The sequence below is a fragment of the Metamycoplasma hominis ATCC 23114 genome (assembly GCF_000085865.1).
GTDB classification, from domain to species: domain Bacteria; phylum Bacillota_I; class Bacilli_A; order Mycoplasmatales; family Metamycoplasmataceae; genus Metamycoplasma; species Metamycoplasma hominis.
Window position 1 is genome coordinate 253,512 of the sequence record NC_013511.1, and the last position, 16,904, is coordinate 270,415.

Here is a 16,904-nt window from a genome sequence, read left to right on the forward strand (position 1 = left end):
TAAAAGTAAAAATTATTTTAAGATTTCTAACACTTTTGGTAAATCTCTCAATGATTGTTCAAATAAGTTAATTGAGTTTTTTAGACCATCATTTAAAACGTTGTAAATTGGTCTAATTACATCTTTTACTTTTTTAATATCTTCATCAGACATTTTTACAGATTTTAATACTGCAACTGCTTCTGCCTTAGCATCAGATAATAATTTAATTAATTTTTCAAATGTTTTTACATATCCTTCTTCAGCCAATTTGCTAAAATCAAATTCTTTTAATTTCTTAGCGGTTGTTTCAAATAAATTATCTTTTCCAGCAAATTTATCGTCAACAGCTTTAATTAAATCGTTTAATTGGGCTATTGCTTTTGTTGATTCGTTTGTTTTTAGTGTTTCAAAAATTGCTTTTGCATATTTAGAAATATTTTTTCCAAATGCAGCCAAGAAATCTGCCAACCCGTTTTCTTTTTTAATTAAATTAGAAATTCTTTCTTTTGTTAAATATTTTTTAATTGTCATTAATCCATCAGAAACTTTTGTTTTATTTGTGTTGTATTCTTTTAATGTTGACAAAATAATATCATCTAAAATTTCATTTAATTTAGAAATTGCTTCATTATATGTTTTTGTAATATTTGGCAATTCTTTTTCAGAAACTGCAGCTTTAATTTCTTTATTTTCAATAATTGGCTTTAAAATGGCTTCAGATTTAGTTTTTAATTCTTCACGATATTTCTTTAATTCACTTTCAAAATTTGCTTTAACTGTAGCATCTGCAATACCTTCAGTTGCTTTTTGAAGTTCGCTTTTTTCTTCTGGTTTAACTTCAGGTGTTGTTCCTGGTTTTTCACCTTCAGGTTTCTTTTCGGGTGTTGTTCCTGGTTTTTCACCTTCAGGATTCTTTGGATCTTCTGGTTTAACTTCTGGTTTAGTTTTTACGCAACCTGCAGCAACCAATGGAGTTGAGGCTAATAATGGAAGTGCTACCCCCATAGTTAATAAAATTTTTTTGGATTTTTTCATTTTATAATTTCCTTTCTATATAAAAATAAAATATATTAACTTCATATAATTTACCATATGGATTGTTTAAGAACAATTTAATAAATTGGATTTCTGAAAAAAAAAAAAAAAAATGAACCAAAAAGTAATTTTTTATTGGTTAATTATTAAATTACTTTTTAATTTAAGATACTTTTTATAAGCAGGAAAAAATTTTATTATTTTTAAATTTAATGAATAGCTATGCTTTAAAGATTTGTAATATTTAAAATATTAAAAAATGTCTATATAAAAATTAATTTTTTTTAATTTAACTTATAATTTATATTAATTATTTATATATAAATATTTTAAAACACTATATTTTATAGGAGGACACTATGCCAAGAGAAGGTTTAACCTTAAGATGTGAAAAATGTAAAATGGAAAATTACATTACAAAAAAGAACAAAAAATTACATCCAGACAAAATGGAAGTACAAAAATACTGCTCAAAATGTAATGCACATACAACACACAAAGAAAAGAAATAAATTTCTTTATTAGCATTAAAGCTATTAATATAAATAAGGATTTAACATGATTAGAGAAAAATTAAACAAAATTTTAAAAGATAACGAAATTGATGCGATTATTTCAGAAGCTCCTCAAACTCGTTTGTGATATGCCGGAGTTCAAACAAGCGATGGATTTCTTGTTATTGAAAAGGAAAAGGCATATTTATTTGTTGATGGAAGATATATTGAATATGTAACCAAGAATTCAAAAAATGTAGAAGTTGTATTATTAAAAGGCACTTCATTTAAAGATTTTTTGGCTAAAAAGAAATATGCAACTGTTGGTGTTGAAAAGGACTATTTAATACTTGAAACATTTGAAAATTTAAAATCAATGTTGCCAAAATCTAAATTTGTGTTAGTAAATGGACAAGAATTTAGAATACTAAAAGATGAAGAAGAATATAGCAATGTTCAAGAAGCATGTAACATTTCTCTTCAATCTTTTGAACAAATAAAAACCGTTCTAACTGAAGGAATTACAGAATTAGAAGTTTCAAATAAATTAGGCTACTTAATGCGTTTATTTGGAGCTGAAAAAGAATCATTTGAAACAATTGTAGCTTTTGGTACAAATGCTGCTGAACCTCACCACCATCCAACAGATCGTAAACTTGCTGATGGTGATATTGTTAAGATAGACTTTGGTGCTCAATATCAAGGTTGAGCAAGTGATATCACTAGAACATTTTTCTTTGGAAAACCAAAGAATCCAAAACTTGTTGAAATCCTAGATATTGTTAAAGAAGCTCAAAAATTAGGAAGAGAAGCCGTAAAACCAGGTATTGCTACAATAGAAATTGACAAAATTTGTAGAGATTATATTGAAAGCAAAGGATATGGTCAATACTTCACACACTCAACAGGACATGGAGTTGGAATCGATGTTCATGAACTACCTGGAGTAGGAAGAAACCGTGGAGATGCAATATTAGAAGAAGGTATGATTATTACTGTTGAACCTGGTATATATATTGAAAACGAAGGTGGCGCTAGAATAGAAGACACTATTTTGGTTACAAAAGACGGCTCAAAAGTATTAAGCAGACCCGAAGATTATGAAAAATAATTAAACAAAAAAATTAACAGCTGGAAAATCCAGCTGTTTTTTTCGCTATATTTTCTTTATATTTAAATATTTCTAATTATCAATGATAAAGTTAAATCAAGGAGAATAAATTATATGAATAAAGAAGAATATTTAGCTTATTTAAGTTATATAAATAATGGCAAATGACACCAAATCTATAATGATTTAAAATCACAAATAACATGTCAAAAAACAAAATATGCTGATTTTTGTAGTGACCAAGCAATCAAAAACAAATCATACATAACAATTTTTGATAGTGATTATCCGCTATATTGCAATAATGTTTGAAATCCACCGTTTGTCCTTTATTATTATGGAAATAAACAACTATTAAAGCATAAAATTATTATGATAACTGGAAATATTTCTATTTCTAATATTATTGAGGTTAAAGATTCTATTGAAAATTTTAGCAAAGAATATGTCTTCTGCAACGAAGCATGAAAAGGTTTAGACATACAATTAATTGACTATTTAATTTCAAAAAATAAAAATATTATTATTATTTTAGCATGCGGAATTGAATACGCTAAAAATTCTTTGCCTAAGAAATGATTCGATTATAGCAATTTGCTATTCATTTCTGAATACCCTAGCAATTATCACACAAGTAAAATAACGCTAAAAGCGCGAAATAGAATTAGCGCAGCAATTTCTAATTATTTAGTCTTACTCTCTTGTTATAAAAGCACCATGAATAACCTAATAGATCAATTCTTAAATATTGGCAAAGAGGTTTATTGCCTTGATGATACTCAAAATAATTTAAATGAAGATAATTTCAACAAAAACTTAATTAATGAAGGAGCAGGAAAAATAACCTCAATAACTGATTTAATATTAAAATAGAATATTATCTTTTTTATTATTCTCTAAAAGCATTATTATTTCATCTTTGTAAGGACTTTTGTTATTAATAAACGGTGTCTCTAGAATAATAGGAATATTATCGAAGTCTTTATCATGAACAAATTTTTTCAATATTTCTAAACCTATATGGCCTTTATCAATGTTTGCATGACGATCTTTTTTTGATCCAAGTTCATTCATGGAATCATTTAAATGAATAACTCTAATTAAAGGCAATATATTTTGTTGTTTTATATAAGATTTGAAATTTTCATAATCTTTTATATCATACCCCGCATCTCAGGCATGGCAAGTATCAAGACATATTGCAATTCTTTCGGAATTAACGGATTTTATCACATATAATAAATCATTGAAATTGCTACAAATTTGACTGCCTTTACCCGACATTATTTCAAGGCATATTATTACGTCCTTAGTAGATTCAATTATCTTTTTAAGAGATTGAATTAATGATGCTAATGCTTCGCTTCTGCTATATTCAACTGATGAACCTGGGTGTAAAACTAACAATTTAGCACCAAAACTATTCATTCTTTTAATTTCACTACATAAAAATTTAATCCCAAAATCTACCTTTTCTCTATTGGCTAAATTTACTATATATGGGGCATGAACCACAATATCAGATACAGGAATAATACTATTGCATTGCTTTAAATATTTTTCAATATTATATAATGAACTATCAACTCTAAAAGCACTTTGTGGTGCTCCTAAGTAAATCATAAAACAATTTTCGCCATTATTAATAGCTTCATTAAATGAACCTATTAAATAATCAGGTTTTTTAAATGATATATGGCTTCCTAATTTAATCATAAACACTCCTAAATTTATAAAATTGCCTAATCTATTAATATTTAATTATATTAAATTATAAAGTTTAAATGCTCTTTTTAAATCATTCATAAATTTAAAAATAAAAAATAAGGCTACACGTAATTTTTGATTTATAAATAGCCTTATTAATTGTATATGTTTGCTTTAATCTAAATCATAGCTATCGCTATTAAAGAATTCCTTCAATTTTCTACGTTTTTGAGGATGCTTTAATTTACGCAAAACTTTTGTTTCTAATTGTCTAACTTTTTCTTTCGAAATGCCTAATTCTTTTGAAAGTTCATCTAAAGTGTGAGGTTTGTATTTGTTTCCCTTTAAGTCGTTAATTCCGAAACGTTTTCTAATTAAATCCCGGTCAGCTTGATCACTTAACCCTTCTTCAATCATTTCGTTTATAATAACACTTAACTCTTCGTGACTTGCATACGAAGTTGGACTAATTACGCTTTCGTCTTTAACAAAATCTGAAAAACTAGAATTTTCTTCTTTTCCAATGTTTTTATCCAAACTAATTGGATCGATATTAATTTTTCTAATATATCTTACTTTTTCAGCAGTAAAATCTCCACCGTATTTTTTAGCAATTTCTTCATCTGTTGGAGGATATCCATTTTCTTGTTGCAATTCACGTTCAATCTTCAATATTTTATTTATTGTTTCAACCATATGAACTGGCACTCTCACAGTTCTAGCTTGATCGGCTACTGCCCGTGTTATTGCTTGTCTAATTCATCAAGTAGCATATGTTGAAAATTTAAATCCTTTTGTGTAATCATATTTTGAAACTGCCTTCATTATTCCGGCATTTCCTTCTGATATCAAATCAATAAAATTCAATCCACGATTTTTATAACGCTTTGCATTATTGATTACTAAGCGGAGATTTCTTTTAACTAACATATCTCTAGCTTTTTTATATTTATAATAATTATTTGCTTCTTTAGCTTCTTGCATTTTTTTTGCTAGCGCTTGTTCTTCATTTGTAGTTAGCAATTTACCATATTTGCCAATTCATCTCATATATCATTTAACAATGTCGTTGGTTTCAGTTAGCTTATTAGTTAATTTTATATCATCTTGATCATAAACTTTTTCTTCACTCAACTTTATATCTTCATCATTGTATTCTTTTAGCAAATTGTTAGCATCGAAGTCATCGTATGATTGTTTTTTACCTTGCTTGTGGTTTGTTTGATAATCGTCATCTTCATATTCGTCAAAATCTTCGCCGTAATAATCATTATATTCTTCATCATCAAGATCATTAAATGCCTTTTTAACAAAATGATTATCATCTTCGTCAAAAGACATTTCTGAGTCATCTTCTTCCTTGCTTCTAATTGAACTATCGTCAAATTCTTGATCAATATTTATATCTTCGTCAAGATTTTCTTCTTCCAACTCTTTAATTTTTGAAGGATCAAAATCTTTTTCTTCCTCTTCTGCATCATCGTCATCATTATCATCATCCTTAGCTGCCGCATGAGCAACTTCATCATCTAACGAATTTATGTCAATATCTTCAATATCTTCGTCATCAGTATCAGATGAGACTAGATTAGCTGCAAAAAGGCTTTCAAGTAAAGCTTCCGCTTCTTCGTCATCAACGTAAAGGTTCTTTTTGTTTAGGAATTCAAAAATTTCATCTTGAGTAAAAGCTTTTTTATCCTTATTTTTCTTTTGGACTTTTTTTAACTCGTCTGCAACAATTTTAGTTATACACTTAACTGATGATTCTACATTATTTTTAGTATCTTGCATAATTATTTCCTTCTGTCCAAATTAATTATTAGGTCTTTGGATTGGCCTGTTTCTTTCATTCAATTATTTAAATTTTTATCTAGTTCTTCTTTTGTATATTCTTTGTTTTTAAGACTCATAATTTCCTTAAACAAATCTAAATATATTTGTTTAGCATTATTTTCAAGATCAATATTGTTTGCAATATATGATTCAAAATTTGTTTCATCTATTGATTTATTATTTTTTATGCCATTTATTAAAAAACACAAAAACATTTTATGATTTTGACATCCATTTGGAAATGCCATTCTAGCAAAATCAACAAGTTGATAGTTAGCAATGTATTGTGGGTGCTTTATAATGGTTTTTATTATTAAATAAAATACTAAATTTCTACCAGTTATTAATTTAGGTTGTTGTATTAAAGGTTCTTCAAAAAAATCAAGTCTATCAAACGAGGGATCAGAATATGCAAAATTAAGATCTTCGTATTTTTTGTAATTTGAGTTTTTAGAATAATTTTTTTTATTATATTCACTATCTAGACTAGCTTTTAAATTATTTTTTGAAATAGGATGAAGTGGGAAGTTTTCTTTACCATATAAGAATAAATATTTGTTTCAAGTTTCAATTGAAAAAATTTTATTTTCAATCAATTTTTCTTTTAATTTCAATATTAATGGTTCTTGCAAATAAATCACAAATTCAAACAATTCAGCATTTAATTCAACTTTTCTTGATTCATTGGTTTCCAATTGAAATACTTGTTTAAATTCATTGAATAAATACATAAATAAATCAACAGGACAACATGCTATGTCAGACAATGTTTTTCCTTCGTCGATATTATATAATTCGTCAGGATCTTTGCTATGTTCATTCAAAACAAAAGAAACTTTTAAATTATATCTTTTTTGATTTGCTAATATTATTCTTAAATTTTTCTTAGTAGCATTTTTGCCGGCAAAATCATTATCAAAAAACAAAACAATATTACAATTTCTTAAAGATTCTAAATTTTGTATAGATAAAGCTGTGCCTAAAAGTGCCACTGCATTTTTTATGTTTATTTTATAAAGAGCAATGCAATCAAATTGCCCCTCAACTAAATAAACACTTGATTTCTTTATAATTTCATCCAATGCATGATAGTAATTAAACATAACTTCATGCTTTTTAAAAACTATTGTTTCAGAACTATTTAAATATTTTGGTTCAACGTTATTATAAATACTTCTTCCAGAAAAAGCAACAATTCTTCCATCCTTATTTTTGATTGGAAACATCAATCTATCATTAAAAAAGTTATCAAAATTGTTGCTTGCTATCAATGATGAATTGGCTAAATTAAATGATGAACAATTTTTAGCAATTAGCATATTACATAAATTTTTATCTTTATCAGCAAAGCCAATTTCAAATTCCTTAATAAGTGGTTTTGTTAACCTTCTTTTTTTAAGAAATAATTTTAATTGCTCATTTTGATTAATTTCTAAAATTTCAAATTGAAATATATCATTTGCTATTTGATTTATATTGTATAAATCTTCTTGTTCTTTTGTTGTAGTAGTTATACTATTACTAAACCTTGTTAAATCGATATTTAAATTGAATTTTGAAACAAGCTCCTTGATACTTTCAAGAGGGCTTTTTTTAGTATAAAGTTCAATGAAAGTTATTAAATTTCCGCTTTTAGAGCAACCAAAACATTTAAATATTTGTTTTTCTTGTGACACAACAAAAGAAGGAGTTTTTTCGCCATGAAATGGGCAACAAGCCACATAATTCTTTCCTTTTTTTGTCAAAGAAATATATAAAGAAATAACATCAACAATGTTTAACTTTTGTTTAACAATTTCAAATATATTATCTTCTGCCATTTAGCTCCTTTTATTTTTTATAATTTTCAAAAAACTTAATTAAGTTGTCTAATTCAACTACATGTTGTTTCATAGAATCGCGTTCTCTGACAGTTACTGTATTTTTTTCTAATGTGTCAAAATCTATTGTTACTGCAAATGGTGTACCAATTGCATCTTGACGACGGTAACGTTTTCCTATCGAACCGCTTTCATCATAAATTAATCTTAATTCGGTTTTTTGTAATAAATTATCAAATATTTCTTTAGCCTTAGAGTTAAGTTTTTTCATTAACGGAAAAATCGCAACTTGATATGGTGCAATATTGAAATCAAGTTTTAAAACAATTCTTACATCATTATTTTCTAGTTCTTGTTCTTCATATGAATCTACAAGCAATGCAAGCAATAAACGATCTAAACCAATTGAAGGTTCAATAACATGAGGAATTATTTTAGTTCCATCGTCTAACAAATATTCAAGAGATTCATTTGAATATTTCATATGTTGACTTAAATCATAATTGCCACGATTTGCAATACCAAGCAATTCTCCTCAACCAAATGGAAACAAATATTCAATGTCGCTAGTGCCTTTTGAATAATGGCTTAATTCTTCTTTTTCGTGTGGTCTAATTCTTATATTTTCCGACTTTAATCCTAAAAGTGTAACAAAATCAACGCATTTTTTAATTCAATAATGGTAAAACTTTTCATCATCACTAGGATTGCAGAAATATTCTAATTCCATTTGTTCGAATTCCCTTGTTCTAAAAATAAAATCCCTAGGTGTAATTTCATTTCTAAAACTTTTACCAATTTGGCCAATTCCAAAAGGTAACTTAGCTCTAGTTGTTCTTAAGACATTTTTAAAATTTATAAAAATTCCTTGGGCTGTTTCAGGACGCAAATATGTTTGATTTGCTGCTGTATCAATTGCACCCATTTGGGTTTTAAACATTAAATTAAATGGCCTAATTGAAGATCATTCAGTTTTTGAACCATCATATTCCTTAACTTTTTCTTTAATTATTTCTTCAAGTTCTTCAAATGTTGCTTTTTCAACATTAATTTCTGGAAATAAATCTTTAACAATATGGTCTGCCCTATAACGTTTTTGATTTAGTTTGTTTTCAATTAAAAAATCTGAAAAATTGTCTAAATGCCCACTGGCTTTTCAAACTTTTGGATTCATAATAATTTTTGAATCAATTTGAACATTTCCTTCTTTGGCAATAAATTCTCTTACTCAATATTTCTTAATCGCAGTCATAATATTAACTGCTAGAGGTCCGTAATCCCAAGTGTTTATTAAACCCCCATAGATTTCTGAATTTTGATAAACAAAACCAGAAACTTTTAAGTGATTTATTATATTTTGAATATTTTTTTGTATTTTATCTCCCATAAAAACTCCACAATTTTATTTTATATAAAATAACAATGAAATTTTACCATATTTTTCCTTTTTCATTATTCAAAAAATAAAAATGATCATTGCATTTTTTGAAATTGTTTCAATAATATATTGCTTTGTTAGTATAATAATTACATGTTAGATTTTATTCAAAAAAGAATGCAAAATTCAATACAAAAAATTAATAAAAAAATGTCTATTAATGAAGAAGACATTTTAGAAATTTTAAGAGAAATTAAAATATCGTTATTGGAGGCAGACGTTAACCTTGAAGTTGTTAAAAACTTCACTAAAGAAGTAAAGGCAAAAGCCCTTTCTTCTCAAATTATTGGAAAATTAAATCAACAACAAACAGTCTTAAAAATATTCAAAGATGAATTGACTAGAATTTTAGGTTCGAAATCAATTGATATTAAAACAAACAATAACCCTACTAAAATAATGATGGTAGGATTGCAAGGTTCAGGTAAAACTACTACTGCTGCAAAATTGTCTGTTTATTTCAAAAAGAAAAATTTGGCAGTAAACCCTTTGCTTGTTGGTGATGATATTTATAGACCTGCTGCCAGAGAACAATTGCAACAATTAGCAAAACAAACTCAAACAGATTTCTTTACTATGGAAGAAAACAATGCAATTAATATTGCTCAAAAAGCAATAGAATTGGCAAAGGAAAACAAAAACGATTTAGTAATAATCGATACTGCCGGAAGATTGGCAATTGATGAAAATTTGATGCAAGAACTAAAAGATATTAAAAAATATACTCACCCTGATTATATATTTCTAGTAGTTGATGCAATGAGCGGACAAGATGTTATAAATACGGCAAAAATTTTCCACCAAGAACTTAATTTAGATGGCACTATTATTACAAAATTAGATAGTGATGCTCGTGGTGGCGCAGCCTTGTCGATTACTCATTTATTAAACGTTCCAATAATTTTTATTGGTACTGGTGAAAAATTAACTGGTTTAGAATTATTTCATCCAGATAGAATGGCAGATAGAATATTGGGCATGGGCGATGTTCTAACATTGATTGAAAAAGCTTCGGAAGAAGTTGATGAAAAAATGATGAAAAAAATTGGCTATAAAATGCTTTCTGGCCAATTCAATTTAATGGATTTAATGAATAGTTTAGCTCAAATTAAAAAACTAGGTAAGATGAAAGCAATCTTAAGAATGATTCCGGGAATGGCAGATAAGGTTTCGGACGAAAAGATTGAAGAAGCAGAAAATAAATTTAGAATTTATACTTATTTAATTAATTCAATGACGAACTTCGAGAAAAAAAACCCACGAGTTTTAAAAAACCCAAGTAGAAAGCAAAGAATTTTGCAAGGTTCTGGTAGAAGCCCAAGAGAATTTAATATGCTAATTTCGGATTTCGAAAGAATGTCTAAGCAAATGAAAGAATTAGCAAACGGAAATCTAAAATTAAAAAATGGCTTGGATGAATAAAAAAAGTGCCTATTGTTTGGCACTATTTTTTTAACTAAATAATTAGCCATTTAAAATATAAAATTGCAAAATAATAACTAAAAAATTCTTTAAAAATAAAAAGCACTTATGGGTGCTTTTTATAATTTATTCTTATTTTTAATTGAAATTAAGACTAATATTGCTTTTGATATTTTTAAACTTGATAAAACATATCTATCAAAAATAATAATATTTCTTAATTTAAATATTGAATTTAATTTTTTAGTTTTTACAATTAGGTTATATGGGGAAATAGTTTTAATTTTATTGATAAAGTGATTAAATAAATTATTTAAAAAATATGAATGGTTTTTAAATGTTTCTAAAATATATTTGATATTTTCAGAGGCTATTTTTTTATCACGAGGTTTTAATTCTTGACAATTTTGTTTTGAAAAATAAGTATTTAAAATGAAATTGATTGTTTCTTGTATTTCTTCATCTTTTGAAATTTCAATAAATGCCTTATCTAATAAATAAATTAAATTGTATTTATTATTTACTATTAAATTAGTTCATAATTCATCAAAGGTTTTTAATTTTGCATAAATATCGCTATAGTTTAAAAGTGTTTCTACTATAAAATAAATAAATTCCTTAAATGTATTCAATTGAGACAAAAATTTCTTAATTTCTATATATTTTTGATTATCGTTGAATGAAAATAAAAACATTAGCAAATCTGTATTTAATGATTCTTTTGCAAACGTTAGAGCAATTTTTTTAATTTCTTCTTTGTTTTCTTCTATGATTCCTGCACTAAAGAATTGTTTAAATACATCATATATTAAATATTGATAATTGCCTAGAATATAATTTCATTGTTCACGCAAATCAAAATTAATAATTGTTTTTTTAGTTAATAATACATCTTCAAGTCTTGATTGTAATCTAAATAATATATCATCAATTTTTCCATCTTTAAATAATGTTAAAAATATAGCTTTGCTATTTGTTTCGTTGCTTAAAAATGCATCAATCAACTTATAAAATTCATACTTAGTTTTTGCACCAAAAAATTTATTTTTTAAGTAATGTCAAGCAATGTTATGAATATCATAAGAAGAATATCTATTTATTAATTGAATAAATTCTGAATTATTTAAATGTTTATATAAATATCTTTTTAGAGATATTTCTAATTTGCTATCTATTAATATATTGAAATTTTTATTAATTCCATAGATATTTTCTAGTAGGTCTAAATCATTGTTGTATAGTGAGAATAATTGTTGATCTTGGTTTTCAAGTGTTTCATTTCAATATTTAGAATCACTACAATATTGAATTAAATTAGACATTTTAAATTCACTAGTTAAACTTAATTTAGCAAGTAAATAATATGCAACTTTTTTATATCCTTTTTCGGTGCAAAACCAACTAAATAAGTTTTCATACAAATAATTTTGGTGTTCTTTTCAATATTTTTCTTCATAAATATCTACATATAAACATTGGCATTTTTTAGCTACTTCTTTAGCGACATTGTTTAATAAATCTTGTATCATTTCAACCAAATCAAATTCATTGTTATATGAAGAAGAAATGTAAATCGAATTAATTAAATCTTGCAAGGCCATAAATGGTTTAGCATAATTTGTTACCACGATATTTGCTAGTGGATTAATTTTTTGAATATATTCAACAAGCTTTTGATATTTTGAAATAATTTCTTTGCCGATATTTTCAAAATCTTTTTTTATTTCAATAATTAAATTGGTTTTTGTTTCATTTTTTGCTGTTATTAAATTAGTTAATTTATAAAATGGCATTTTAAAAATTAAATCGCTAAATCCAGCTGTAATTGTTATAAAATTTGCCTTTGAAATAGTTTCTTTATAAAAAGAAAAATTTTTTTTAGAAATGTTTCAATTTAAAAAAAATTCATCAAAAAAATTCTTTGAAGGATTTGAAACATGCCAATCTATTGATTGAAGCAAATCAAGACTTTTTGAATTGGCAATTAAATCATTTTCATTATTTGAAGTTAAGGCATAAATTATATCTAAATTACCTGCTGGTATTGCTAGATTGTAAAAACTTGTTAATCTATAGTTTAAATCTCGCAATTTTAAGGCTAAAAATGATGGATAACCCAAACCATCTATATTACCATTTGATAATTTTCCATTAGTATTAAACCCTACTTTGCTATTAAATCCCGCTGCAAATGAATCTCCTAAAGCAACATATTTAATTTCGTCATTTAAATTGTATTTTTGATTTTTAGCCATTTTGTTCCTTTTCTTGACATTGATCATAAACAATATTATTTAGATTATTAAAATAAGAGATTAATTGAACTATTGCTTTTTTTATATCGGGTAATTGATTTTTTAATATTCAATTATTATTTTTAGCATATAAACTCAATTGGCTAAAGATTTCTTCTTCATCTTGACTTGGTTGCAATTTTATATCAATAATTTTTTGAGGATAATACTTAGATATTAGGCGGTAAGTAGCAACAATAACTTCATTTATATTTAAAGCTTCCAACTTTATTGAACTAACTACAGCTAATTTGGCGCCTGTTTCTTCATCTTTTAGTTTTGGCATTAAAAGTCCCGGTGTATCTAAAAGTAAATAATTTTTGCAATTTATTCATTGTTCTGATTTTGTTACTCCAGCCATTGCACCCACTTTTGCAACTTTAGAACCAGCCAATAAATTTATTAAGGTACTTTTACCAACATTAGGAACGCCAAGCACGACACATTTTAATGCAGGTGTTAGCTTATGTTTCTGTGCATTTTTTTCTTTTACTTTTAAATAAATATTATTAAGAGCTGAATTTATTTTTTTATAGGCTAATTTATCTTTCAAATTAGTTGTTACAACAACACCTTTCTTTTCATATTCATTTATAAAAGGTTTTAATTTAGATAGATCTGCTTTGTCGCTTTTGTTTAATATAAATAAAATTGGCTTATTATTAGCCATCTTATAAATATCGTTATTAAACGAAGTAAGAGGTAAGCGTGCATCTAAAACAATTATAAATAAATCAAATAATCTTATTTTTTCATTTAATAATCTAATGGTTTTGGCCATATGACCAGGGAATCAATTAAACATAAAATTTATCAATCTTTCCTTAAAATAAAATCCTTCCCTTTTTGACTTTCAAATTTTGATAGTCCAGCGAAATCATTTTGTCTTAATACTTCAAATAGTACTATTGCAACACTATTGGCTAAATTTAAACTACGACATTCATCAAACATTGGGATACGCAAACAATTAGGAATATTTGTTTGCATAATTCTCTTAGGAATTCCTGTGCTTTCAGTTCCAAACATAATTCATAGTTCACCATTTGTTTGCAATTCTTGTTTGTAATCAACATCTACGTAATTTTTTAAACCGTATCTTGTTACATAATAAATATTTTTATCACCATATTTTTTAAAAAATTCTTCATAATTTTCATGAACTTCATGTTGAATTTCAGTTAAAAAGTGCCCAGCAGCCTTTCTTTTCATTCAATGAGGATGAAGATCAAAGGCAATTGGTTTAATAATATGCAATTTTGCGTTGCCGGCAAAGCATGTACGAATTATATTTGATGTATTTGGGCTTATTTCGGGTTGGTATAAAATAATGTTAATCATGTAAAGTATTTTACTACAAATTGGCATTAAAAATAGTAGATATTGTAATTTTAATTATTTAAATAATTAAAAAAACTTATATAGATCAAATTCAAAAAAGCAGATTTTAAAAAATTTATAACTAAATATTCATTTTTATTGTAGCTACATTTTTATCTTAATATATAAAACAAAATAATTACAGAAAATAAGAAAAAATAGCGAAAAAATCGCTTTTTTTCTAAACTAAAATAAAAAGCACATTCGTTGTGCTTTTTATTTGCTTTATTTTCTGATGTTTAAAGCTTTGATGGTTTCTAAATATAAGTTGTAGTTTTCGTCTTTTAAGTGATTTAGTAATGCTTTACGGTGATTAACTTTAGCAATGAATCCTCTCATTGAATGTAAATCTTTTTTATTTACTGCAAAATGTTCTTTTAAGCTTTCAATGTCTTCAGTTAAAATTGCTATTTGTACTGGCAAATATCCAGTGTCTTTTGCATTACGTCCGAATTTAACAACTAATTCAGCTTTTTTTTCTTTTGATACCATATTTTTTCCTTTCATAGCCTAGCAATAATCTTAATTATTACCAAGGGATAAAATTGTTATGAATATATTTTAACATAAAAATAAAAAAAATACGCAAATGCGTATTTGGTCAAGTTAATGAAATGGTGCGAACGAATGGACTTGAACCATCGACCTCACGATTATCAGTCGTGTGCTCTAACCAACTGAGCTACGCTCGCATATAAGGAGTTTTAAAAAACTCCATAATATTATAACACAAAAACAAATTAACGTTTTGAAAATTGTCTTGCACGTCTTGCTTTTCTTAAACCAAATTTCTTACGTTCTTTAACTCTAGCATCACGTGTTAAAAATCCTGCATCCTTTAATTTGTTTCTATATTCATTATTAGATGCTTCTAATAATGCTCTAGCAATACCTAATCTAATTGCTCCAGCTTGTCCTGTTAAACCACCACCATTAACATTTGCAAAAACATCAAATTGGTTAGCAGTTTCAGTTACTGCAAAAGGACTTAAAGCATCTTTTATTAAAATTTCTGAATTTAAGTATTCTTTTGCAACTATTCCATTAATAATTAAATTTCCACTACCTGGTAAAATATAAACTCTTGCTACTGAAGATTTACGACGACCTAAACCATAGTATCTTACTTTATCTGCCATAATTATTTAACCTCTAATTTAACTGGTTGTTGTGCTTCTTGCTTGTGTTCAGAACCTGCATAAACATATAAATTTTTAAATTGTTTACGACCTAATTTGGTGTGTGGAAGCATTCCTCTAACAGCTTTTTCAACTAATAATTCTGGTTTTTTTGCTCTTAAATCAGCAGCAGTAATTTGTTTTAATCCACCTGGGTATCCAGTGTGGTGGTAATATACTTTTATTTCATCTTTTTTAGCAGTTAAAAGTACATCTTTAGCATTGATCACAACCACATTGTCGCCCATATCAACATTAGGGGTAAAAGTTGGTTTATTTTTACCTCTAAGTACAGAAGCTACAAGTGCTGAAAGTCTACCTAAAGGTACGTTGGCTGCATCGATAATGAATCATTTTTTATCAACGATTTCTTTTCTAATAATTGTTGTTTGACGCATACTTTCTCTTTCTTATAGTTTGTTATTTTTATAAAATGCTTACCTATTATACCATATATAGTTATTATTAAAACATTTTTATTTAAGTTTTAAATATTTAAATAAAACCTGTTTAATTTAATTTTGAAAGCATGTATATTAAAGCGGTCTCAGCCCTTAAAATCGTTTTTGTTAATGAAACAACTTGAACATTGCAAGATATAGCATAATCAATTTCTTGTTGGCTAAATCCGCCTTCAGGGCCAACAATAATTAAAGCATCTTGGCAATCTTTAATTAATTCGTTATTCTTTTTATTTTCATAAGCCAATACTTTATTTTTAATATCTAAGACACAAAGTTCTGAAAATGAAATTGGATCATGAAGTCTTGGAATATAATTTCTAAAACTTTGTTGACAAGCTTCAAAAATTATTTTTTCATAACGTTGCTTTTTAGAATCAAAATTTAAATTAGATTTATCAACATATTGGCTTTGAAATACATAAATTTCATAAGCGCCAAGTTCAACTGCTTTTTGCAATGCTATTTCAAAATGGTTTTGTTTAATTAAAGGAATTGCAACACATAATTTATAGTCAAGTTCATTATTAATATCTAACTCTTTAACTAATTTAGCACTATTAGGAAAAACAAATTGACATTCATAAAACTTATTTTCATAATTTACAATAATATTTTCTTTATTAAAGCGTAAAACCTTAAAATGTTTTTGAATTTCATCACTAAAATAAAAAATTCCATCCTCTAATTTGTTAGCAAAAAATTTGTACATATAACTATTTTAATATAACCAACACAATAAAACAAAA

At 26.2% G+C, this 16,904-nt stretch carries 16 protein-coding genes and 1 tRNA gene; 4 read left to right on the top strand and 13 right to left on the bottom strand.

The window, feature by feature from the left end:
• Positions 1-12: 12 nt before the first annotated feature.
• Complete coding sequence (locus tag MHO_RS01185; protein WP_012855487.1) at positions 13-1,017, bottom strand: variable surface lipoprotein; 1,005 nt, start codon at positions 1,015-1,017, stop codon at positions 13-15.
• A gap of 359 nt (positions 1,018-1,376) precedes the next feature.
• Between MHO_RS01185 and rpmG the strand changes: the two genes are divergently transcribed.
• From rpmG to MHO_RS05415, 3 genes are all read left to right on the top strand, one after another.
• A complete protein-coding gene (gene rpmG / locus MHO_RS01190) occupies positions 1,377-1,529 on the top strand; it encodes a 50S ribosomal protein L33 (protein WP_012855488.1) in 153 nt (50 codons plus the stop codon).
• Between the two features lie 46 nt (positions 1,530-1,575).
• Entirely contained in the window at positions 1,576-2,622 is a 1,047-nt protein-coding gene (locus MHO_RS01195; protein WP_012855489.1) for an aminopeptidase P family protein, read from the top strand.
• A gap of 114 nt (positions 2,623-2,736) precedes the next feature.
• Positions 2,737-3,495 carry a DNA-processing protein DprA gene (locus MHO_RS05415; protein ID WP_012855490.1) on the top strand — a complete coding sequence of 253 codons (759 nt, stop codon included), beginning with the start codon at positions 2,737-2,739 and terminating at the stop codon, positions 3,493-3,495.
• On the opposite strand, the gene MHO_RS01205 is transcribed toward MHO_RS05415, so the two are convergent.
• The 4 genes from MHO_RS01205 to MHO_RS05420 form a co-directional block, all read right to left on the bottom strand.
• Complete coding sequence (locus MHO_RS01205) at positions 3,487-4,338, bottom strand: deoxyribonuclease IV (protein WP_012855491.1); 852 nt, start codon at positions 4,336-4,338, stop codon at positions 3,487-3,489. The genes MHO_RS05415 and MHO_RS01205 overlap by 9 nt on opposite strands.
• A 165-nt stretch (positions 4,339-4,503) precedes the next feature.
• Positions 4,504-6,120 carry an RNA polymerase sigma factor gene (locus tag MHO_RS01210; RefSeq protein WP_012855492.1) on the bottom strand — a complete coding sequence of 539 codons (1,617 nt, stop codon included), beginning with the start codon at positions 6,118-6,120 and terminating at the stop codon, positions 4,504-4,506.
• A gap of 2 nt (positions 6,121-6,122) precedes the next feature.
• The gene (dnaG, locus tag MHO_RS01215; RefSeq protein ID WP_012855493.1) at positions 6,123-7,982 is read right to left on the bottom strand and encodes a DNA primase; all 1,860 of its coding nucleotides are present in this window, start codon (positions 7,980-7,982) and stop codon (positions 6,123-6,125) included.
• Between the two features lie 10 nt (positions 7,983-7,992).
• Positions 7,993-9,369, bottom strand: a complete 1,377-nt coding sequence (locus MHO_RS05420) for a glycine--tRNA ligase (protein WP_012855494.1) — start codon at positions 9,367-9,369, stop codon at positions 7,993-7,995.
• A 144-nt stretch (positions 9,370-9,513) separates the two neighbouring features.
• On the opposite strand from MHO_RS05420, the gene ffh reads away from it, so the two are divergent.
• A complete protein-coding gene (gene ffh / locus MHO_RS01225) occupies positions 9,514-10,842 on the top strand; it encodes a signal recognition particle protein (protein ID WP_012855495.1) in 1,329 nt (442 codons plus the stop codon).
• A gap of 119 nt (positions 10,843-10,961) precedes the next feature.
• Here ffh and MHO_RS05425 read toward each other — a convergent pair whose 3' ends face one another.
• From MHO_RS05425 to MHO_RS01265, 8 genes are all read right to left on the bottom strand, one after another.
• On the bottom strand, positions 10,962-13,097 hold the full coding sequence (locus MHO_RS05425; protein ID WP_012855496.1) for an SGNH/GDSL hydrolase family protein: 2,136 nt from the start codon (positions 13,095-13,097) through the stop codon (positions 10,962-10,964).
• Positions 13,090-13,917 (bottom strand): ribosome biogenesis GTPase YlqF, encoded by an 828-nt coding sequence (gene ylqF / locus MHO_RS01235; protein WP_232500352.1) that lies wholly within the window; start codon positions 13,915-13,917, stop codon positions 13,090-13,092. Before ylqF ends, MHO_RS05425 begins: the two co-directional genes overlap by 8 nt.
• A gap of 29 nt (positions 13,918-13,946) precedes the next feature.
• Entirely contained in the window at positions 13,947-14,477 is a 531-nt protein-coding gene (locus tag MHO_RS01240; protein WP_012855498.1) for a tRNA (cytidine(34)-2'-O)-methyltransferase, read from the bottom strand.
• Positions 14,478-14,741: 264 nt separating this feature from the next.
• Positions 14,742-15,008 (bottom strand): 30S ribosomal protein S15, encoded by a 267-nt coding sequence (rpsO, locus tag MHO_RS01245; RefSeq protein WP_012855499.1) that lies wholly within the window; start codon positions 15,006-15,008, stop codon positions 14,742-14,744.
• 123 nt (positions 15,009-15,131) lie between these two features.
• A tRNA-Ile gene (locus MHO_RS01250) sits at positions 15,132-15,208 on the bottom strand.
• 48 nt (positions 15,209-15,256) lie between these two features.
• Positions 15,257-15,655, bottom strand: coding sequence for a 30S ribosomal protein S9 (gene rpsI, locus MHO_RS01255; RefSeq protein ID WP_012855500.1), 399 nt, complete (start codon positions 15,653-15,655; stop codon positions 15,257-15,259).
• A 2-nt stretch (positions 15,656-15,657) separates the two neighbouring features.
• Positions 15,658-16,092, bottom strand: coding sequence for a 50S ribosomal protein L13 (gene rplM, locus MHO_RS01260; RefSeq protein ID WP_012855501.1), 435 nt, complete (start codon positions 16,090-16,092; stop codon positions 15,658-15,660).
• Positions 16,093-16,204: 112 nt separating this feature from the next.
• Positions 16,205-16,867, bottom strand: a complete 663-nt coding sequence (locus tag MHO_RS01265) for a 16S rRNA (uracil(1498)-N(3))-methyltransferase (RefSeq protein ID WP_012855502.1) — start codon at positions 16,865-16,867, stop codon at positions 16,205-16,207.
• Between the last annotated feature and the right edge of the window lie 37 nt (positions 16,868-16,904).